Annotated in this window: 17 protein-coding genes and 2 pseudogenes; 5 read left to right on the top strand and 14 right to left on the bottom strand. The window is 65.1% G+C overall.

From position 1 onward, the window contains the following. Positions 1-4: 4 nt before the first annotated feature. A complete protein-coding gene (locus FQ142_RS17585) occupies positions 5-535 on the top strand; it encodes a zinc-binding dehydrogenase (RefSeq protein WP_223145275.1) in 531 nt (176 codons plus the stop codon). On the opposite strand, the gene FQ142_RS04140 is transcribed toward FQ142_RS17585, so the two are convergent. The 3 genes from FQ142_RS04140 to FQ142_RS04150 all read right to left on the bottom strand — a co-directional run bounded on the left by FQ142_RS04140 (position 522) and on the right by FQ142_RS04150 (position 3,005). Continuing rightward, positions 522-1,874, bottom strand: a complete 1,353-nt coding sequence (locus tag FQ142_RS04140) for a HipA domain-containing protein (protein WP_188042295.1) — start codon at positions 1,872-1,874, stop codon at positions 522-524. The two genes, FQ142_RS17585 and FQ142_RS04140, sit on opposite strands and share 14 nt — an antisense overlap. Beyond that, positions 1,871-2,560 (bottom strand): helix-turn-helix transcriptional regulator, encoded by a 690-nt coding sequence (locus tag FQ142_RS04145; protein ID WP_149422336.1) that lies wholly within the window; start codon positions 2,558-2,560, stop codon positions 1,871-1,873. The genes FQ142_RS04140 and FQ142_RS04145 overlap by 4 nt, the downstream gene beginning before the upstream one ends. Before the next feature lie 61 nt (positions 2,561-2,621). Then, positions 2,622-3,005 carry a MerR family transcriptional regulator gene (locus FQ142_RS04150; RefSeq protein ID WP_188042296.1) on the bottom strand — a complete coding sequence of 128 codons (384 nt, stop codon included), beginning with the start codon at positions 3,003-3,005 and terminating at the stop codon, positions 2,622-2,624. Positions 3,006-3,120: 115 nt separating this feature from the next. Between FQ142_RS04150 and FQ142_RS04155 the strand changes: the two genes are divergently transcribed. Further along, on the top strand, positions 3,121-4,062 hold the full coding sequence (locus FQ142_RS04155; RefSeq protein WP_149422338.1) for an aromatic alcohol reductase: 942 nt from the start codon (positions 3,121-3,123) through the stop codon (positions 4,060-4,062). A 69-nt stretch (positions 4,063-4,131) separates the two neighbouring features. On the opposite strand, the gene FQ142_RS04160 is transcribed toward FQ142_RS04155, so the two are convergent. The 3 genes and pseudogenes from FQ142_RS04160 to FQ142_RS04170 all read right to left on the bottom strand — a co-directional run bounded on the left by FQ142_RS04160 (position 4,132) and on the right by FQ142_RS04170 (position 7,020). After that, entirely contained in the window at positions 4,132-5,313 is a 1,182-nt protein-coding gene (locus FQ142_RS04160) for a PucR family transcriptional regulator (protein WP_149422339.1), read from the bottom strand. 33 nt (positions 5,314-5,346) lie between these two features. Beyond that, positions 5,347-5,538 (bottom strand): annotated as a pseudogene (locus tag FQ142_RS04165) (amidohydrolase); the annotation flags it as partial. A gap of 42 nt (positions 5,539-5,580) precedes the next feature. Next, a complete protein-coding gene (locus FQ142_RS04170; protein ID WP_188042297.1) occupies positions 5,581-7,020 on the bottom strand; it encodes a peptide MFS transporter in 1,440 nt (479 codons plus the stop codon). 145 nt (positions 7,021-7,165) lie between these two features. On the opposite strand from FQ142_RS04170, the gene FQ142_RS04175 reads away from it, so the two are divergent. After that, positions 7,166-8,071, top strand: coding sequence for an alpha/beta fold hydrolase (locus FQ142_RS04175; protein WP_149422342.1), 906 nt, complete (start codon positions 7,166-7,168; stop codon positions 8,069-8,071). Between the two features lie 118 nt (positions 8,072-8,189). After that, positions 8,190-9,464, top strand: coding sequence for a M24 family metallopeptidase (locus FQ142_RS04180; RefSeq protein WP_149422343.1), 1,275 nt, complete (start codon positions 8,190-8,192; stop codon positions 9,462-9,464). Positions 9,465-9,753: 289 nt separating this feature from the next. Here the strand turns inward: FQ142_RS04180 and FQ142_RS04185 are convergent, their stop codons facing one another. The 8 genes and pseudogenes from FQ142_RS04185 to FQ142_RS04215 all read right to left on the bottom strand — a co-directional run bounded on the left by FQ142_RS04185 (position 9,754) and on the right by FQ142_RS04215 (position 17,676). Further along, the gene (locus tag FQ142_RS04185; RefSeq protein WP_262492047.1) at positions 9,754-10,512 is read right to left on the bottom strand and encodes an ABC transporter ATP-binding protein; all 759 of its coding nucleotides are present in this window, start codon (positions 10,510-10,512) and stop codon (positions 9,754-9,756) included. Then, the gene (locus tag FQ142_RS04190; protein ID WP_188042298.1) at positions 10,509-11,351 is read right to left on the bottom strand and encodes an ABC transporter ATP-binding protein; all 843 of its coding nucleotides are present in this window, start codon (positions 11,349-11,351) and stop codon (positions 10,509-10,511) included. Before FQ142_RS04190 ends, FQ142_RS04185 begins: the two co-directional genes overlap by 4 nt. Before the next feature lie 47 nt (positions 11,352-11,398). Continuing rightward, positions 11,399-12,292, bottom strand: a complete 894-nt coding sequence (locus FQ142_RS04195; protein WP_149422346.1) for an ABC transporter permease — start codon at positions 12,290-12,292, stop codon at positions 11,399-11,401. Beyond that, complete coding sequence (locus tag FQ142_RS04200) at positions 12,289-12,939, bottom strand: ABC transporter permease (protein WP_188042299.1); 651 nt, start codon at positions 12,937-12,939, stop codon at positions 12,289-12,291. The genes FQ142_RS04195 and FQ142_RS04200 overlap by 4 nt, the downstream gene beginning before the upstream one ends. 30 nt (positions 12,940-12,969) lie before the next feature. Continuing rightward, positions 12,970-13,245: pseudogene (locus FQ142_RS17735) on the bottom strand (ABC transporter permease); the annotation flags it as partial. A gap of 3 nt (positions 13,246-13,248) precedes the next feature. Continuing rightward, a complete protein-coding gene (locus tag FQ142_RS04205; RefSeq protein WP_149422348.1) occupies positions 13,249-14,823 on the bottom strand; it encodes an ABC transporter substrate-binding protein in 1,575 nt (524 codons plus the stop codon). A 41-nt stretch (positions 14,824-14,864) separates the two neighbouring features. After that, positions 14,865-16,979: a CocE/NonD family hydrolase gene (locus tag FQ142_RS04210; protein WP_149422349.1), complete on the bottom strand. Its 2,115-nt coding sequence runs from the start codon at positions 16,977-16,979 to the stop codon at positions 14,865-14,867. A gap of 124 nt (positions 16,980-17,103) precedes the next feature. After that, entirely contained in the window at positions 17,104-17,676 is a 573-nt protein-coding gene (locus FQ142_RS04215) for a TetR/AcrR family transcriptional regulator (protein ID WP_188042300.1), read from the bottom strand. Positions 17,677-17,884: 208 nt separating this feature from the next. On the opposite strand from FQ142_RS04215, the gene FQ142_RS04220 reads away from it, so the two are divergent. Then, on the top strand, positions 17,885-18,940 hold the full coding sequence (locus FQ142_RS04220; RefSeq protein WP_188042301.1) for a flavin reductase: 1,056 nt from the start codon (positions 17,885-17,887) through the stop codon (positions 18,938-18,940). Positions 18,941-18,945 lie beyond the last annotated feature (5 nt).

The following is an 18,945-nucleotide window of genomic DNA, read 5'->3' on the forward strand; positions in this document are numbered from 1 at the left end:
GAGAATCGATGCTCGTGCACGCCGGTGCCGGTGGCTCGGCTCACAGTTCCTCCAGGTCGCTCGGACGCTCGGAGGGGGACGCATCGACGCGGTCGTCGGCACACCTGAAAAGCAAACGATCGGGCACCGCCTCGGATACGACAACACCTACCCCCGCACCGACCTGGCGTCCATCCCAGACGACCTCGTCATCGACCCCGTCGGAGGAGAAGCAGCCACACGTGCACTCCGCATGTTGCGGTCAGGTGGACGTCTCATCAAGGTCGGCAACGCCTCGCAAGCAGCGGACGTGACCATCAGCTCACTCGCGCACTGGCTGCAGAACAAGACCACCGCCGGATTCAACGTCGGCGCCTGGCTCGCCGCATTCCCCGAACACGGAACCCACTCCCTGCGATGGTCGCTCGACGCAGTCACGACAGGAACGGTCCGGGTCGACCTCACGCGAACGGGTCGCTGGGCGCAGACCACCGAGATTCTGAACAAGCTCCACGCCGGTGTGACGACGGGCAAAGCCACGATCAGAGTCGCCTAGGCCGTGCGGCAGTCCCCTCGAGCAGTGCACCTGAATGACTGATCGCACTCAGGGCGTCGAAGACTCTCAGGGTCTGCGTGTACGTGGCGTGCGGGTAGAGCGCGACGGAGGGGAGCTCGTTCAGGCGATCGGGGATTGCTTCGGTGACGACAGCGACGGCGGGCTGGAGGCCCGCGGCGACCTGGAGGGCGAAGTCCCGCAGATACCCTTCGGCGAGCCCTGCGTCGGCTTCGAGGCGTCGAATACTGTCGCCATTGAAGGTGCCGAGTGTGTTCGCGCCGTCGACGGCGAAAGCGAGCTCGACGTCGTCGAAGACCGCAGGTTCGTGGGCGAGGACTTGCTCTCGCTGCGTGAACGGGAGCGAGCTGTTGAGGTCATAAAAGGGGGCGAGCACGCTACGACCGGGCACGTGGGTGAGGGAGTAGTTCTTGGAGTGCCCATCGTTGTGACCGATGATCCAGGAGAAGACGTGCAGCTTCGCGAACCGCTCCTTGGCGGTCCTGGCGTCCGCAGCGCTGAGGTTGCGGTCGAAGACGGTGAAGATGTCGCGGTAGCCGGGGCCGCCGTCGGACTCGTACTTCTGGACGTGCGACGTCCCGGTAGCTTGAGCGAGGTCTTCCTGGTGGATTCGGCTGATGGCGCCGTTGTCTTCGAAGCGATCGAAGCGTTCCACTATGAGGACGTGCTCGCCGTCGAACTCGGCGATCACGGATGCGGCCGTGTCGATCCCGAGCAGGCGTGCGACCTGCAGCGTGATGTGCTCGGTGACGTCGGAGCCGGGCAGCGGCTGGATGCCCGGCTTGAAGATGTGTGTCGACGGCTGCCGTCCAGACGGCTCGAACCACTGATTGTCGCGAAGGGTGAGCGCGAACTTCCCCTGAGCGCCGCCGAGCGAGAACCCTTCTTCGACTGCGCGGTGCTGCAACCAGTCGGAATCGTCTCGACGGATCTGCCTGATCCGGTCGCCGATCTCTCTGTCGGTGAGCGGCGTCAGGTTCTCCTCCTGCCTGGGTGATGTGCCTGCGGGGTAGAACTCGAGTGCGCCGGCGACATCGGCTCCGTAGACGGAGAGCAGGTCGAAGGTGCTGTCGCTGGTCAGCTTCGCTTGCCGCGCCCACCGGGAACGAACATCAGCGCGGTCCGGCATGAGGTTGTCGAGGAACCGCTTGGTCTCGTCGTTCCCGAAGGGGGGACTTACGACGGGGAGTGTCACAGAGATGGGGACTGGGGTGTCCGATTCGACGTATTCGGGCAGGTAGCGCAGTTGCAGGTTCTCGCCCCGCCGGGTGATCGTGGCGACGTGGGTGTCGTAGAGGTACACGTTGAGGGCGCGGATCATTCGATACCTGCCTCGGCATACGGGTCGGCGTCCGTTCGGGCTTCCGCCGTTCGGGCATCCGCGGCGGCTCTGGAGCCGGCTTCCACCGCACGAGGCGGATCGATGAGGACGGAGCCCGGGACGGTGAGACGTTCGGTGAGTCCGCGGGAGGCTTCGCGGATGGAGGCGAGCGTAGCGGGGTCGAGGTTCGCTTCGATCTGCTTGAGGATGCCAGACGTGTCGCATTCGGGTGGGAGCGATGGGACGATCCGAGGGAGCGAGCCAAGGAGCTGCTTGTCGAGTGCTCCGAGCGTGCCCGAGCCGATCAGCGGTGTGATGCGCGTGGCGAGTGCGTCGGCCGCTGCCTGGGCGGCACCCGTCGCGACGGTCGTGGCGCGAGGGATGCGGCGCTCGGTGGTGGCGTCCAGGTGGATGCCGAGGTGGTCGAGGATGAGCAACACCGTGTCGAAGGAGGTGCCGCCGTTGCCGCGTTCGAGGCGGGCGAGGGACTGACGGGTGATGCCGACAGCGTCGGCGACGTCCTGCTGGGTGAGGTTGCGCTGGACGCGGGCGTTCTTGACCATACGCGCGAGGTCTGATGGTGTCTGCAGCTTCACCGTGGCCACCCCATCTGTGTTCGAAAAATCGCACCGCACGTTTTGGTTATAAAAATATACCATCATCGTCAGGTGCCGTAAAAAGAACATGGCGCGACTGTGCCAAAAACTTTACATGGGCAGGCCTTTCAGGCGGACTGCCGCGGACCGGTCACGCGGGTGCGGTCGTCAGCAGATCCGCATGGTCGGAGTTCTGGAGATAGCTGATGACAGCCTCGCGGCTCTTCTGCAGGCAGATGATGCGGTTCTCGACCACGCGCAGCTCTCTCGCCAGCTCTTCGGCGGAGGCTCGGCTCTCGTGCGTCGACTGCTGGTTCGGAACAGGCGCCTCGATGTCCAGCACGATCTTGATCATGCGAGTGGAGAGTCCCGCTTCGACGAGTGCACGGACGTGGCGGGCATGATCGATCTGCTCGGCGGAGTAGTCGCGGTACCCGTTCCCCGACCGTGATGCCGCGATGAGTCCCTGCTGCTCGTAGTAACGCAGCATGCGTGCCGGCGCTCCGATCTCTTCCGCGGCTTCGCTGATCTTCATCGCGGTGTGCCCTTCCTCGATGGTGCTGGATTTGACCTTGACAGTGATGTCAAAGTTTACGCTTTGTGAGCGTACGGCGTCCCGATCCTCGAGATGCCGGAGAAAGGAAGAACACATGTCAGTGAGCGGCTGGGACGGCGCCTCGCGGGAGATCCTCGTCATCGGAGCAGGTGAACTCGGGATGCCCGTGCTGCGCAACATCGCGCGCCGGGCGGCCGATGTGCCGGGAACTTCCGTGGATGTGCTGCTGCGCGCCCATACGATCGACTCCACCGTTCCGGCGAAGCAGCGCGACGTCGCGGAGATCCGCGCCCTCGGCATCGGGATCGTCCCCGGCGACCTGGTCGAGAACACCGTTGACGACCTCGCGGCGATCTTCTCGGGCTACGACACCGTCATCGGCTGCACGGGGATCACCGCAGGCCTCGACACTCCGATGAAGGTCGCGCAGGCCGCGCTGCAGGCGAAGCTCCCGCGGTACTTCCCGTGGCAGTTCGGAGTCGACTTCGATGTGATCGGGCGGGGGAGCCCTCAGGACATCTTCGACTCGCAGCTCGACGTGCGAGACCTCCTCCGATCACAGGACGCCACCGAGTGGGTGATCATATCCACAGGCATGTTCATGAACTACCTCTTCGAGCCCGGGTCGGGGATGGTCGACCTGCCGAACGACACCGTGAACGCACTCGGCACCCCGGACACCGCCGTCACCGTGACGACCCCGGAAGACATCGGTGCGCTCACCGCGGCGATCCTGTTCGCCGAGCCACGGATCCGGAACGAGATCGTCTACGTCGCCGGCGACACGATCACGTACAGCCAGCTGGCGGAGGCGCTGGAACAGGGTCTGGGGCGCTCGTTTGCGCTGCGCGTATGGTCGGAGCCCCTCCTCATGGCTGAACTCGCCGCCGACCCGGACAACATGACCAGGAAGTATCGCGCAGTGTTCGCGCAGGGACGCGGCGTGGCTTGGGGGAAGGAAGGCACGTTCAACGCGCGCCACGGCATCCCGACCATGACTCTGCGCGAATGGGTGGAGAGGAACCTCGTCGAGTAGACGACGCTGGTGGTGACGCTGCCGAGTGTGCCGATCTCGCCGCAAGCTGCTGCCCGCGGCTCCGCTGCGTCAGTCGATGAATCGCCGCTTCGCCAGCCAGGCGTGGATCACCAGGCGATCATCGCTCTTCGTGAGGTCGAGACCGATCGATGTCGCTGCGCGATCGAGGCGCTGATAGATGGTCGCCCGGTGCACACCGAACCGCGCAGCGATCGCAGTGGCGCTTCCCGCTTCCTCGAAATACGCAGTGAGCAACTCCGACACGTCGGGTGGTGCCGCCTCGAGCCGACGGATGGGGTCGGTGCGCAGATGCTCGGGCATGACGGGGCCGAACATGGCGGCCAGGGATGCTTCGACCGGTGAGTCGATCCAGTAAGAGGACGAACTGCGCATCGCCCGTGCGACTTTGGTGGCCACCACTGCCTGATCGTACGACTGCCAGGCATCGGCGAGACGATGAACGGTTCCGCCCACACCGACACGACCGGGAAGAGCATCCCCACTCCGCGCGCGGGTGAGTTCGCCGACGAGGCCGCTCACGATGCTGTCCAAGGCCTCGCGCGCAGGAGGCCTCTGAAAACCGATGAGGATGAACGTCGCGGGCGCCGTCGGAACGAACGCGTACGAATCGATGCGCGGCGTGGTGATCGCGCGAGAGATCAGGCGTGTGAGAACCTCGCGCACCGGCGGCCCGTCCCAGGGCCCCCACTCGAGGTCGACCTCCACGCACAGAGAGACCAGATGGTGCGACTGCGGGAACATCCCGAGCCCCCACAGCTCATCGGCCGCTCTCGTGCGATTCGTCTCCTCGTCGGTGAGGAGGGCCATCATCTCGGCCTCGACCTCGAGGTTCACGTCTTCGATGGATCGAGAGGCGTTCTCCATCAGGTGTCGCAGGACATCGGCCGCCTCGAGCACGCTCAGATACTCCGACGGCGGGAGTGGCGTGGACAGCGTGATGATCAGATACCCGAAGGTCTCAGCCGGAGAACGCAACGCCAGAAACATGCGCGGGAAGTGAATCCCGCTGTCGGCATCCGCGTCGATCACGACTGCCGCGGTGCGCGGGAGCATCGGGTGGCCGAGCGCCTCGTGCGCGTCGCGGGTGGTCAGCAGAGTGATGTGTGCGGGGTCCACGTCGTCGTGATGCCGGCTGCTGGCGACCAGGGTCAGATCGGCATAGACGAGGGATGCGGAACGCCGCAGCGACGCAGCGAGCCGATCGATGATCTCCTGCACTGCGTCGAACACGCTGCTCGCCTTTCTCGCGGCACTCCTGCGCCGCTACGCCACGATGTGGCCGGCCTGGATCACGAGTCGGACGTCTTCGAACGCTCGCATGTCGTCCAGGTCGCCACCCGGGACGGCGATGAGATCTCCGACCGCGCCGGGCGCGGTCGTCCCCAGATCGCTACGAGCCAGGCAGTTCGCCGCCATCACTGTAGCCGATCGCAGGGCGTCCATCGGCGTCATCCCCGCATCGACGAACTCGGAGGTCTCCTCCCCGGAGCTGCCAGCTCATGGTGCGACCTTTCGGCCGAGGGTGAGCCGTGCGATCAGCATGCCTGCCGCGACGACGAATCCGAGACCGCTGAACGCGGCGAAGTACACGCTCGGGTCGTCGGCATCGAACAGGTCACCGCCGACGCCGGCGAGGGATATGCCGAGTGAGATCCCGACATAGTGCAACGACAGCATCCGGCTCTCGTTGCCTGCGGGCGCGAGTTCTGTCGCGAGTGACATCCCCGACGGGGAGACCACGACGTCTGCCACACCGAAGACGAGCACCACGATGGCGAGCACCAGCATCGGCGTCATGGGCTGCGCCGAAGAGGCTGCCAGCAATCCCATCGCAAGACCGCAGCAGGCGAACGTGAAGATGAACTTCACGGAGAGCGTCGGCTGGCGGTCTCCCAACTTCGCCCACACCGCAGCCAGGATCGGCGCGGCGACGACGACGCACAGCGGCGCGAGACCCACCACGGTGGCCGGTGGAAGTTCGACGCCGAACAGGAAACGATCCGTCCGCACGTCCGAGAAGATCGCGATCGTCGTATAGATCTGCTGGAAGATCAGGTTGAACGCGACGGTCGCCACGAAGAACGGCAGGTACCGGACGATGCCCTTCCGGTCGCGTGCCGTGAAGGCGGACGAAGTGAAGTACCTCGTCAGTATGGCGACGACGTAGACGCCGGTCCCCACCGCGATCACGGTTGACGGGTTGATGCCGTGCGCGACCATGACCGACAGTGCGACGGTCGCCATGACCGCCGCGGCGATGGGGAGAGCCAAAGCCAGCCCGCGGGGTCGTTCTTCGGCGGGAGGGGGCGGACTGTTCGCCTCCACCGCTCTGCGGAACGGCAGGTAGAAGAAGAAGCCGAGAAGGATCACCGCTGCCGCGACGAGGAAGCCTGCCTGAAACCCCCACGCCTCCTGGATGAACCCCGATGCGGTGAATCCGACGAAGGCGCCCAGGGCGCTCCCGAGGTAGAAGATGGTGAATCCGGATTCACGCCTGGACGCCGTGCCGTTCATCACACCGCTGGTCAGTGTGCCTTCGCTGACCAGCGTCAGCGCGGGCGAGAGGGTGAGGAGAATGAGTCCCACTCCGAGTCCGACGGGGCCGGGAGCGAACGCGAGGGTGAGGTACCCGGCCGCAGAGATCAGCGCCCCAGCCCGCAGCCCTATCCCGGCGCCGATCACCCGATCGACCAGCCAGGAGGTGAAGATCGTCCCCAGCAGACTCATCGCGACCCAGGCGGAGACGATCGCGATGCTCTGGGCCGGCGGAAGCTCGAGACCTCCGTCGGACACCGCGAAGTAGACGTAATAGGTGATCAGTGCTTGCGCGCAGTACTGCGCGATCGTGTCGAATGTCGTGAAGCCGGTGACCGGGTACAGCGGCCGGGGGAGGCCCGCGAAGGTCCGAACGGATGAATCGGGAATGACGTTCGACATGGATCCGTCCCTTGCTGAGTGTCGTGTTGGATCGAGTAAATCGGATGCGTCACGGCTCAGATCTTTACAAGTGTCGTATCTCTGAGGTCGCCACCTCGACGATTGTCGACTGCCTCGATTATCGCTTCCCGTCCACGATGGGTCCATGCACAGCTCCCCCGCGTCTGTCGATGCCGGCCCGCTCGTACCCCCTTGGCGGCACAGCTACGACCTGCCTGTCGCTGGAGGCTCGACGATCCATGTCCGCGAATGGGGCGATCCGAGCGGTCCGCTGGTCATCTGGCACCACGGGACACCGAGTTCGTCCGCGTCGATACCCGGAGGGTGGGACGCCGCGCGAGACAGCGGCATCCGGCTCTGCTCCTTCGACCGGCCGGGGTATGCGCGATCCCTGCGGCGCCCAGGACGAGTCGTCGCCGATGCCGGCCACTGGGCGACGGCGATCGCCGATCACCTCGGTGTCGAGAGATTCGTATCCGTCGGCACCTCGGGCGGTGGCCCTTTCGCGGCGGCAGCGGCAGCTCTGCATCCCGACCGCGTGAGCGCGCTGGGCATCATCGTCGGCATCGCGCCGGGCGAGGACGGGTTCGATCCGGCGACCGACATGGTGGAGGCGACGGTCGGGGAGATCGCCGCGGCTCGCGCGGGCGAGGAACGCCTGCGGGCGTTCATCGACGACCTCGGTTCCGTCGACGATGCCCTGGACGAATGGCTGGCACGCTATCCCGAGAGCGACGTCGAGGTCTCTTCGCGCCCGGAGGTCAAGACGGAGGAAGATCTCGAGCAACAGGAGTGGGGCCTGCAGGGGATCGACGGATGGGTGGATGACGAGCTCGCGCTCTTTCAGCATGGATGGGGCCTCCGCGCAGCCCAGATCGTCGCTCCCACCGAGCTGCTCTTCGGCGATGCCGACGTCTTCGTGCCTCCGTCGCACGCCCGCCAATGGTCGCGACTGATCCCGCATGCCCGGCTCACCTGGGTGCCCGGCGGAGGCCACTACCTGAGAGACCATGAGACGCCGCTCCTTCGACGGCTCGCCGGACTCGCCTGAGACATAGCCTTCACGGACGCGCGCGACGACGCCGCGGCCCGACCATCGACGAGAGAGAGAAGGACGACATGACCGACCTGACACGCCAGCCAGCCGGCGCCACCCCGACGAGGCGGAGGTGTATCCCGAGGGGATCGGGAGGTTCGTCGCGGAGGAACTCGCCCGAGTCGCGCAGTTTCCCTCCGATGTCGCCTTCGAGAAGAGCGAGTACGACGCCCGGCGGACCCGATTGCGCAGCGCCATGGCGGATGCGAACATCGACGTCCTCCTCGTCACCGCCCCCGAGGGCTCGGCCTGGCTCCACGGCTTCACGTCCCGGGTATATGAATGGCAGGCATCGACGTACTTCCCCCCTTCTGCCGCGACCGTCGTCACCGCGGAGAACGACACGATGTTCTACGTCGACAGCGCGCTGCACACGGACCTCATCAGACGGACGTCGGTCGTCTCCGATTTCCGCCCCGTGCCCGAGAGCACGCTGACGACGAACACGACCGGCACGGCGTACGTCGACTTCATCGTGGAGCAACTGCGCAGCGAAGGCTGGCACAGCGGTCGAGTGGGCATGGAGTTGTGGAGCGGCATTCCCAATCCCGCTGTCATGCAGCTCTACCGCGACGCGTTGACCGACGCCGGCTACACGGTCGTCGACGCGACGGACGTGATCCGCAGAGTACGCCGAGTCAAGTCGCCGGCCGAACTCGACCGCATCATGCGGGCACAGCGCGCGGTGGACAGCGGCATCCGCGCCGTGCAGGAGCAGGTGGAGCCCGGCATGACGGAGTACGAGGCTCATGGCATCTACCTGCGAGGAGTGATGGACGGTGGCGGCGAGCAGTCGGCCATCCATGACACCGTCTACGCCGGCCCGCCGGAATCGTTCGGTCACGAAGTGAGCTCACGGCGCTACCGGTTCGACAGGGACGACTACATCCACGTCGACGGTGCCGCCGCCTCAGCGGGTTACCACGCGCGCGCGTGCCGGGTGCTCACTTTCGGCACACCGCGAGCGGAGCTGCAGCGTCTGAACGACATCTGCGCGGGGGCGTTGGAGGTGCTGACGGTCGTTCCCGACGCAGGCATGCCGTTCAGCGAATTGGACCGTGCGCTCGAGGACTACTTCCGAAAGGCGAACGTCGGCGGGGGAATCGGGTTCGTCGGCGGCTATGAATTGGGCATCTCGATGGGTGCCGATTACGTGGGGGAGTTCGTCTGGGGCTCGACTCTGCCTGAGCGCGGGGGAGTGATCGAGGCGGGCCTGGTCACGAACGTCGAGAGCCTGTCGTTCATTGCGCTGATCGATACGGTGCTGTTCGAGGAGAAGGGCGCGCGCACGCTGTCGGAGCTGCCCCTCGAGGTCCTGCCCGTCGACGCATCGAGCGACATCGGTTGAATCCACGAACCGCGCGAGGCGACGTCGAGATCGGCAGTCTGATCTACGTGCTGATCGTCTTCTTCCGGTTCTTCACATCGCCGACCTTCACATCCGTCGAACGGAGCTGAGCCGCTCGCTACATACGGTTCTTCCTGGCGACGGTGGTGTTCAACCTTCTGTACCAGCAGCTCTACGCGACCGTCGCGATCTACTCGGAGGCCAGAACCGATCGGTTCCTGTTCGGTCTGGGAGTGCCGGCCAATGCCGTGCTGGGCATCGCTCATGGTCGGGCCATGAGTTGCTCGGCTCAGGGCGCATCGAGAAAGGCTGACGCGAGCAGCTCGCGGGTGTACGGCGTACTGGGCGATCGGAAGATCTCGTCGGCTCCCCCCTGCTCGACGACGCGACCTTTCCGCATCACGACGAGGCGGTCGGCGACTGTGCGAGTCAAGTGCAGGTCGTGAGAGATCATGACGAGTGCCATGCCGCGGGTGTCTACGAGGTCGACCAGGAGGTGGATGATCTGGGCTTGCACGGAGACGTCCAACGATGCGGTCGCTTCATCTGCCACGAGCACGTCCGGTCGGCACGCGAGCGCTCGCGCGATGGACACTCGCTGAAGTTGTCCGCCGCTCAGTCCCCGAGGTACCCGGTCGAGCAGGTCACCCGACAGGCCCACGTCGCTCAAAGCCTCGTGAGCTGCTGCGAGTGCCTTCTCACGGGATAGACGCTGCACCACTCTGAAGGCTTCGCTCACCGTGGCCATAGCCGTCATCGTCGGGTTGAGCGAGGTGTAGGGGTCCTGGAAGATCATCTGGACCGAGCGGCGCTCGGGATCCGTTCTTCGCACGGCGGTCCATGGACGGCCGTGAATCTCGACCGTTCCGGATCGGGGTTTCATGACGCCGGTGAGCGATTTCGCCAACGTCGACTTCCCGGACCCGCTCTCGCCGACGATGGCGATCTTCTCCCCTGCTGACACGGAGAGGTTCACGTCCTCCACGACTGCAGCTGTCTTCTTCCCGTATCCCAGGCACAGATCCCGGGCGACGATGATCTCGCTCACGGTGACTCCTCCGATTCGACCGCGGTCCGAGCGGATGCGCTCTCCTGCGGCGGGTGTGTGGTCGTCGCGGAGGCATCGTCGAATGCGGACCGTGAAGGGTCGGCGTTGAGAAGCCCCTTCGTATACCCGTGACGAGGCGCTCGCAGGACGGATTCCGTCGGGCCGGATTCGACCGTCACGCCGCCGTTCATGACGTAGAGGCGGTTCGTGATCTGACGAACCACACCGATGTCGTGTGTGACGACGATCATGGCCATCCCCGTCTCCTTCTGCACGTCACGGAGAAGCGTGAGCACGGCCTTCTGCACCGTTGCGTCCAAGGCCGTGGTCGCCTCATCGGCGATGATCAGCTCGGGCCGACCCGCGAGCGCGAGTGCGATCATCACGCGTTGCCGCATCCCTCCGGAGAGTTGGTGGGGATAGGCGCGCAGTACGTCCTTGGGCTGGTTGATGCGGACCACGTCGAGAAGTTCGAGAGCACGTGCCCCGGCATTGCTGTTGCCGTCCAGTGCTCGTATCGTCTCTCGCAGTTGCGAGCCGATACGCATCAGCGGGTCGAGGCCGGCGAGAGATGCCTGAGGGACGTACCCGAGCGTGTGCCCACGGATCCGTCGCCATTCCGGCGTCGTCGCACCGATGAACGACTGCCGTCCGATGAGAAGGGACCCGTGTGACACGCGCCCGCCGATCGGGCCGAGCAGGCCGGTCGCGGCACGGCACATCATCGACTTGCCCGAGCCGGACTCGCCCACCAGTCCGACGGTCTCGCCGGCACGCACGGTCAGGCGGGCGTTCTTCACGACGTGCGTGTTCCCGATGTGGATCGAGATGTCGTTCATGTCCAGCAGTGGCGCGGGCGAAGAACTCGTTCCCTCGGCGATCGCGTTCATCGGGCACGCCCTTCGAGTCGTGCGACGAGGCGTTCGGCGATCGCGGCGAGCGATACCGCGCTGATGATCATGAAGACCAGGGGGAACAGGGTCACCCACCAGTATTGGCCGAGGACGGAACGACCTTCGAACATCATCTGTCCCCACTCGGCGGTAGGGGGTGCGATGCCGGCGCCGAACAGGCTCAGAGAGGCGATCAGGCCCATCACGACGATCATGTCGCCGATCGCGTACGATACGGATGCGCCGAGCACTTTCGGCGTGATGTGCCGGAAGACGATGCGGGTCGTCGAGTACCCCATGATGCGTGCGGCGGTGATGTAGTCCATTCCCCTCAGGCTGAGCGCTTGACTCCGCGCCAGCCGCGCGTAGTACGCCCAGCCGGTCAGCACCACCGCGACGATGATCGGGATAGTGCCGTTGGGCAGGAAGGCCACGTCGACGCCCTGGCCGAACACGACGACGAGAGCAAGGATCAGGATCAGGAACGGGAACGCGATGATGGCGTCGGTGATGCGCATCATGAGCCATTCCGCGAATCCGCCGATGAGCGTGACCGCGACTCCGACTATGCTGCCGATCGCCACGGAGATCGCAACGATGAGCAGCGGGATCAGATAGTCGACGCGGGACGCGGTGAAGGTTCTGATCATCACGTCTCGACCGAATCCGTCAGTACCGAACGGATGAGCCAGGGAAGGTGGTTGGTACGGCAGGCCGATGAACTGGTCCGGGCCGTAGCCGGTGATCACGGGAAGCGCGAACGACATCACGAAGATGAGGATGAGGAGCGCTGCCGCGACGACACCCGCGCGCGGAGAGAGCCGAGCGAGACCGGTGAAACGGACTCTGGGTCGTAGGGGGCCCGTCGCCGTGGAAACTGTCGTCATGAGGCAATCCTGATTCGAGGGTCGATGATGCGGTAGAGGATCTCGCACACGAAGTTGACGAGCACCACGCCGACTGCGGCGACGAGGGCCGTACCTTGAAGCACCGTGTAGTCACGGGATGCGACAGCTTCTTGGATGAGCAGCCCGAAACCGGGTAGGCCGAACAGCACTTCGACGATGACCGCGCTGCTCAACAGTGCGGCGGCGTTCACACCGATGACCGTGATGATCGGGAGTGCGCTGTTGGGGAGCAGATGCCGCAGCACGACCGATGCCGAAGAGAGCCCCCGCGCCTCTGCCGCCTCGAGGAACTGCAGATTCAGGATGGACAGAGCCGACTGGCGCGTGCTGCGCATCACCTGCGGTGCGAGATACCCCGCCAGCGCAACACTGGGCAGCAGCACGAAGCGGAGCGAGTCCGGCCAGCTCTCTGACCATCCGCCGGCCGGCAGCCAGCCCAAGCCGACCGCGAACACGGCGATCAGCAGGATCGCCAGCACGAACGGCGGCGTGGAGAGAGCGACGAGGCTCAGCGTGCCGATCGTCCGATCAGTGCGAGTTCCCTGACGCAGGGCCGACCGCAAGCCCAGCGGCACACCGAGGATCACGGAGATGACGACCGTCAGCGAGATGATCCCGAGTGTCACCGGCAATGCTTCTGCGATCACCCCGAGGACGGGCGCTCCGGTGATGAGGGAACTACCTACGTCCCCGCGCAGGATCGAGAGCAACGAGTTCCCGATCTGCGAGATGACCGGTTCATCGAGACCCAGTTGCGAGCGCAAGGCCTCCAATGCTTCGGGGGTTGCCTTGTCACCGAGGATGGAGCGTGCGGGGTCGCCTGGTGTGAGGCGAATCAGGATGGTTGTCGTCGCAACCACGGCCACCAAGACGACCCCGACATCAATGGCGCGTCTGACCAGGAGCCCCACCCAACGTGATCTGACGCGCATGGGTCACTCCGAGAGGGTCGCGACGTGGATGAGGTTGGTGGACCCCATGGACAGCACACCGGCGGCATCCTTCGACACGGCTGCTGCGGCGGTCAGGCCGGAGATCGTGGCGTAGGGCTGGTCGGCGAGGAAGATGTCATCGACTCGATCCATTGCCGCGGTCTTGGCGGAGTCGTCCAGTGCCAATGTGAGTTCGGTCACCGCTGTCTCGATGTCCGCGGATTCGTAGCTGGACAGGCAGCTCAGATATCCGGCGGAGTACTGCAGGCAGTAGCCCGGGAGTCCCTCAGGAACAGATGAGTAGTCCCCGAAGAGCCCGACATTCAGATCGAAGTCCGCGTCGAAGAGGCGTCCGATCTCCACCTGCCGTTCCGCGGACTCGATCGATGCGGTGATCCCGATCTCGGTGAGATTCTGTTGGATCACGACCGCGGCCTGCTGCGCCCACTCTTCAGACACCAGCAGGGAAAGATCGCACCCTTCCGCGCACGCCGTTCCTTCCAGCATCTTCTGCGCGGCCTCGACGTCCTTCTTCACGTCGCCTGCGTAGCCAGGCGCGAATGCCTCGGGGAAGAATCCGGACATCGGCTTCGCGTAACCGCCGGTGGCGATGTTGGCGATCTGCGCCCGGTCCAGCGCAAGACTGATGGCCTTGCGCACATTGACGTCGGCGGTGATGTCGCCCTTGTTGTTCATGTTCAGGTAGTAGAAACCCACCGATTCCGTCACCTGAGGAAGGACATCCCCCGTGAGCGACGAGAGTTGGCTGGGCAGCGGATCGACGGCGAAGTCGATCTGGCCGGTGCGCACCTGCTGGATGCGGCTGTTCGCGTCCGTCACGACGACGACGTCGATCGTCTTCGCGGCAGGCAGGTCGCCGGCGAAATCGGGGTACCTCTCGAGCGAGAACTTGTTCGAGAAGTACTCGCCGTCGACGCTGAAAGCTCCCGCGAATGTGGGCACCGCGGGAATCGCAAGATCCGCGCCGATCTCGGAGGCCTTGAGGATCGCCATGTTCGGGTACGCGAGGAACGTCTCGAACGAGGGATACGGTCGCGTGAATGTGAACCGCACTGTGGCATTGTCCACCGCTTCGACCGCGCTCACCGGAGCGATCTGCCCCGCATAGGCGTTGGCTTCATACGAGCGGGCTCGCTCGAAGGTCGCGACGACATCGGCAGCGGTGAGCGGGGTGTCGTCCGTGAAGGTCGCTCCGTCCTTCAGAGTCACGGTGTACTGGAGGCCGTCTTCGCTCAACTCCGCCCCGGACGCGAGCGAGGGGGTCACCCCTGAGCTGTCCGGAGCGAGCTCGAAGAGCGTCCCGCCGATGAGCTTGAGGAGGCGGACGTCGTGCGTGGCGGTCACGAGCAGCGGATCCAACGTTCCGGGCTTCGCGTTGACCGCGAGAGCGAGTGGCTCAGTCACATCGGCGTGGGTTGTGACGACGGGCGCCATCTCGAGGTCGGGGGTGGTGGCTCCGTTGTCGCCGCCACCTGCACACGCCGAGAGCAGGAGAGACGCAGCGATGAGGAGAGGAACGGCTCGGGTGGAGCTGCGCCGGAGTGTGGTCGAGGTCATTGAGACTGTCCTTCGAGTAGATCAGCTGGTGAGGGGGACGCTCAGCACTGCTCGCGCGGGATGGTGCGCGTCCAGTTGCGGGCAAAGATGCGCCGGTTGGCTTCGTACGCCTCGATCTGAGTCGCTACGAGGAAGTCGGTGGCTGTGGAGGACATCGAGCTCTGCACCTCAACGCGTGTGGGTGATGAGCGTCCGTCTTCTGTGAACGTGAAGTCGCGGCGGCATTCGATTCGAGCGCTGAGTGGGTCGCCTTCTTCGATGAGGTATCGCGTTTCGCCGGATGTTCCGTGGACGAGACCGCGATCCGTCAGCCGGGTCAGCTGGAGGGGGAAGGCATCGGCGATCTCGAACACGCCGGTCGATGCGTCGTGGCGCATGGTCCGTGACGCCGATGCGAGCGGGAGCAGTTCTTCCGTGGCCAGAGGCTCGGCGCTTCGGCTCTCGCCGAGATCGACGGGCAGAACGTCACCCGTCGGCTGAAGGGGCACGTCGAGCACGCTGTCCTCGCCGAGAGTGATCGAGATGGTCGCGTTCTCCGGCGACGGCCAGACCCACGGCCAATATGCCGTGTCGAGCGCGATACGTAGGCGATGGCCCGGCTCGAACCGGTAGCCGTTGCTACGCAACGGGATCGAGACGGTGTACGGGACGCCGGGCTCCAACGGCTCGGGCTGCTCGTCGCCATTGCGGTGGCTGAGGTTCAGGAACCCGCGAGAGACGAGGGTGGAGGATCCGTCGGGGTGCACATCCACGAGTCGAACCGCGAGGAGTGCGTAGCTCTTGTCGGCGGAGACTCGCACCTGGAGTGTCGCCACGCCCAGCAGTGCCAGGGGCGATTTCAGCGCATCGCCCGTGAACGTCAGCGACTTCTGGTCCTCGGCCCGCTGATCGCCGGGAATGTCGGAGCCCTGGGTTCCGAAACCGCCCGGGCACCAGTTGCCGCGGTCCGACGGAGGCACCAGGTCGCTCGAGTGCGAGACAACCGATTCCGCGCTCGGGCTCGCGCCCAACATTCCCTCGTCGTTGAGGAAGAAACGCGCATCATTCCGACCGGCACTGGGCCACTCGTCGTAGGCGACCCAGTCACCGGATCGCTCTGCGTACCCCGCCTGGGCGGGCAACGCATCCTGCATCCAGACCTGCATCTTCGGTTCGTCGTGGATGCCGTTGTCAGCGCCCTTCAGGCAGTAGTCCCACCATCGGACGGCGAGACCCAGGAAATCGATCGCCGGGCCGGGAGCCCCTGCATGCGGATACGTATGTGCCCACGGGCCGATGAGCCCTTTGGCCACGCCGTCATACCCTTCGAGAACTCGAAAGACGGAGTCGCGGTATGCGTCGTTCCAGCCGCCGACCATGAAGATCGGGCACGACATCGCGTTGTAGTCCTCGATGACCGAGCCGTGCTTCCAGTACGCATCGCGGGTCTGATGGCTCATCCACTCGTGACCGATCGGCTGGACATCGTCCAGCCGGGAGAGCCACACCTCACGCCAATCGTCCCGTGTTCGGCCGTTCGGCGGCAGAGCCGCCAACGCCGTCACCGTAGCCCCCCAGCTCAGCTGGTCCCAGGCATTGACGGCACCGCCCATGTAATGCACGTCGTCGACGTACCGGTCATCGGTGGATGCCAGACTGATCACTCCAGCCAAAGCCGGCGGGTTCCGGGCCGCAACCTGCAGCCCTGCGAAGCCACCCCACGAGATCCCGACCATCCCCACCCTGCCGGTGGACCAGGCCTGCTCGGCCAGCCAGGCGATGACGTCGAGGGCATCGGATTGCTCCTGCTGGAGATACTCGTCGTCGAGGAACCCGTCGGAGTCGCCGCTCCCGCGGATGTCCACCCGAACGGACGCGTAGCCGTGTTGTGCGAAGAACGGATGCATCGAGGCGTCGCGACCGGCTGTCATGTCGTTCTTGCGATACGGCACATACTCCAGCACGGCGGGCACGGGCGCTTGTTCCGATGCGCTCGTCGGCAACCAGATCGTTGCGCTGAGGCGCGAGCCATCAGCAAGCGGGATCCACCTCTCGATCTCTTCGATCGAACCGGCAACCAATGGGGTCATCGAGATTTCTTGCCCTTCAACGTTGATGGAGCGTCGGCTCTCTTGTGCGAGATTCAGATACTGTAACAGTAGGTACAATAACTCCACTACGCAGGGAAGTCACAACTTCTTCACGTTTGGCGGGAACCGTCAGCGGGGCCGGCCGCGACACGCATCGACAGCGCCGTCGACGCATGACACGTCCGGGGCGAGGTGCACAGATCTCGTGCGACTAGCTTCGAGGAGCCTCGAGAAGGCGGGAGAAGTGCAACACCGACGTCCGCAGCCGTTCGCGATCACCGGTGCTGATGAGGTCGACGGTGAGGCCGGTCTGTGCAGCGAGCAGGAGGGTCGACAGGGTGCGAGCCTCTGCGAGCGAGTGGCCGTCCTCCACCAGCCAGCGGCTGAAGTAGTCGATCCAGTACGACAGCAGCTCCTCTCGCATCTCGTCTGACAGCGCGGTGTCTGTCATCATCGCCTCCATGTTGAGGCGGGAGTACGCCAGCCGGGGAGGCTCACGCATCCACCAGTCCCAGATCGCGACGAATGCCTGGGCTACAGTCGCGTGGGAATCCGCCGATCGCAGATCCTCGAGTACCGCGAGGTTCGCTTCTCTGGCTCTCGCCAGAGCCGCCTCGACGAGCTTCTCCTTCGAGCCGAACTGATAGAAGATCACGCTCGTGGTGGCGCCGAGCGCGGTGGCGAGATTGCGCATCGTGAGGTTCGCGAGCCCATTCTGAGCGAGGTAGGCGATCGCCAACTCGAGAATCTCGCCTCTGCGCTCAGGAGCAGGCGGACGGGCCATGGGGAGACTCCTCGCGTCGCGAAAGCTGGTCACAGGCTCGAGAATCGTGCCGGTGCGACCTTCAGCATAGGCGAGGATCAGTCCGATATTCGTACCCACCGGCGGTGAGCTTGGTGTTATTGTATCAAGCGTCATGAAAACCAATGAGAACGCTTCCCACCCTCAGAGTCCCTCCGCCGCGCTCGATCCGGCGCGATACCGACAGGTGATGGGCCAGTACCCCACCGGCATCGCCATGGTCACCGCGATGAGTCATGACGGGTCGCCTGTCGGAATGATCGTCGGCACGTTCGCATCCGTCTCGTTGGATCCGCCGCTCGTGTCCTTCATGCCCACTCGCACATCCACGACGTGGCCGCAGATCGAAGCGGCGGGATCGTTCTGCGTGAATGTGCTCACGGTGGCTCAGGAGCCTGTCTGCCGAGCGTTCCGCGCGGAAGGGGTCGACCGATTCGCGGGCGAGCCGTGGCGCACCGGTGCGACCGGCTCGCCGATCCTCGAACGGTCTGCAGCGTGGATCGACTGCGAGATCGTGAACGTCCTCGATGCCGGAGATCACGTCATCGTGCTGGGCGCGGTGGTCGAGATGGACGCGCCGAACACGGAGCTGCCGATGCTGTTCTTCCAGGGGGGGTACGGGAGCTTCACTCCGCAGACCATGGTCTCGCCCTACCTCAATGTCGCGAGCAACCTGGCCTTCGTCGATCGCGCGAGGCCGCTGATGGAGTCGCTCTCGTCTGCGCTGGGCTGCGAGTGCGTCCTGGCGACTTCTGAACGGGACGACTTCCTCATCATGGCCAGCGCCGGAGTGCCCTCCGACTCGCAACGAGCGATGATCGTCGGAGAACGAGTTCCGCTGGTCGCGCCCTTCGGACGGACTGCGATGGCGTGGGCGCCTGAATCCGATGTCGATCGCTGGCAGCGCAAGGCGCTGGACGACGAGACGGGTGACGCAGCGCGCGAGATGCTCGATGTCATTCGCCGACGCGGATACTCCATTTCGATCGAGGACCCCTCGCGCCAGCCGTCCAGCTCCCCGACGGTCTCGGTTCTGGACCCCGGAGCAGAACTGCCGCTCTCGCTCGAGCCGGTGGAGGGACAGGTGCAGAGCATCAGCGCGCCCATCAGGCGTGGTTCCGGCGCGGCGGAGTTCGTCCTCGGTGTCTACGGAATGGCCGACACGAGCGCCGAGGGCGTGGACAACGCCGCCCGAGCCTTGATGGAGACCACCCGTGAACTCGCCACGCACCTCGATGACCACTGAACCGG

The sequence above is a fragment of the Microbacterium sp. ANT_H45B genome, from assembly GCF_008369345.1.
Classification (GTDB): Bacteria; Actinomycetota; Actinomycetes; order Actinomycetales; family Microbacteriaceae; genus Microbacterium.

What these genes read in the sequence shown, in the direction of transcription:
- FQ142_RS04205 (WP_149422348.1), bottom strand. Translation starts at nt 14,823, where the DNA reads ATGACCTCGACCACACTCCGGCGCAGCTCCACCCGAGCCGTTCCTCTC.
- FQ142_RS04215 (WP_188042300.1), bottom strand. Translation starts at nt 17,676, where the DNA reads ATGGCCCGTCCGCCTGCTCCTGAGCGCAGAGGCGAGATTCTCGAGTTG.
- FQ142_RS04150 (WP_188042296.1), bottom strand. Translation starts at nt 3,005, where the DNA reads ATGAAGATCAGCGAAGCCGCGGAAGAGATCGGAGCGCCGGCACGCATG.
- FQ142_RS04145 (WP_149422336.1), bottom strand. Translation starts at nt 2,560, where the DNA reads ATGTTCTTTTTACGGCACCTGACGATGATGGTATATTTTTATAACCAA.
- FQ142_RS04155 (WP_149422338.1), top strand. Translation starts at nt 3,121, where the DNA reads ATGTCAGTGAGCGGCTGGGACGGCGCCTCGCGGGAGATCCTCGTCATC.
- FQ142_RS04175 (WP_149422342.1), top strand. Translation starts at nt 7,166, where the DNA reads ATGCACAGCTCCCCCGCGTCTGTCGATGCCGGCCCGCTCGTACCCCCT.
- FQ142_RS04170 (WP_188042297.1), bottom strand. Translation starts at nt 7,020, where the DNA reads ATGTCGAACGTCATTCCCGATTCATCCGTTCGGACCTTCGCGGGCCTC.
- FQ142_RS04220 (WP_188042301.1), top strand. Translation starts at nt 17,885, where the DNA reads ATGGGCCAGTACCCCACCGGCATCGCCATGGTCACCGCGATGAGTCAT.
- FQ142_RS04195 (WP_149422346.1), bottom strand. Translation starts at nt 12,292, where the DNA reads ATGACGACAGTTTCCACGGCGACGGGCCCCCTACGACCCAGAGTCCGT.
- FQ142_RS04190 (WP_188042298.1), bottom strand. Translation starts at nt 11,351, where the DNA reads ATGAACGACATCTCGATCCACATCGGGAACACGCACGTCGTGAAGAAC.
- FQ142_RS04140 (WP_188042295.1), bottom strand. Translation starts at nt 1,874, where the DNA reads ATGATCCGCGCCCTCAACGTGTACCTCTACGACACCCACGTCGCCACG.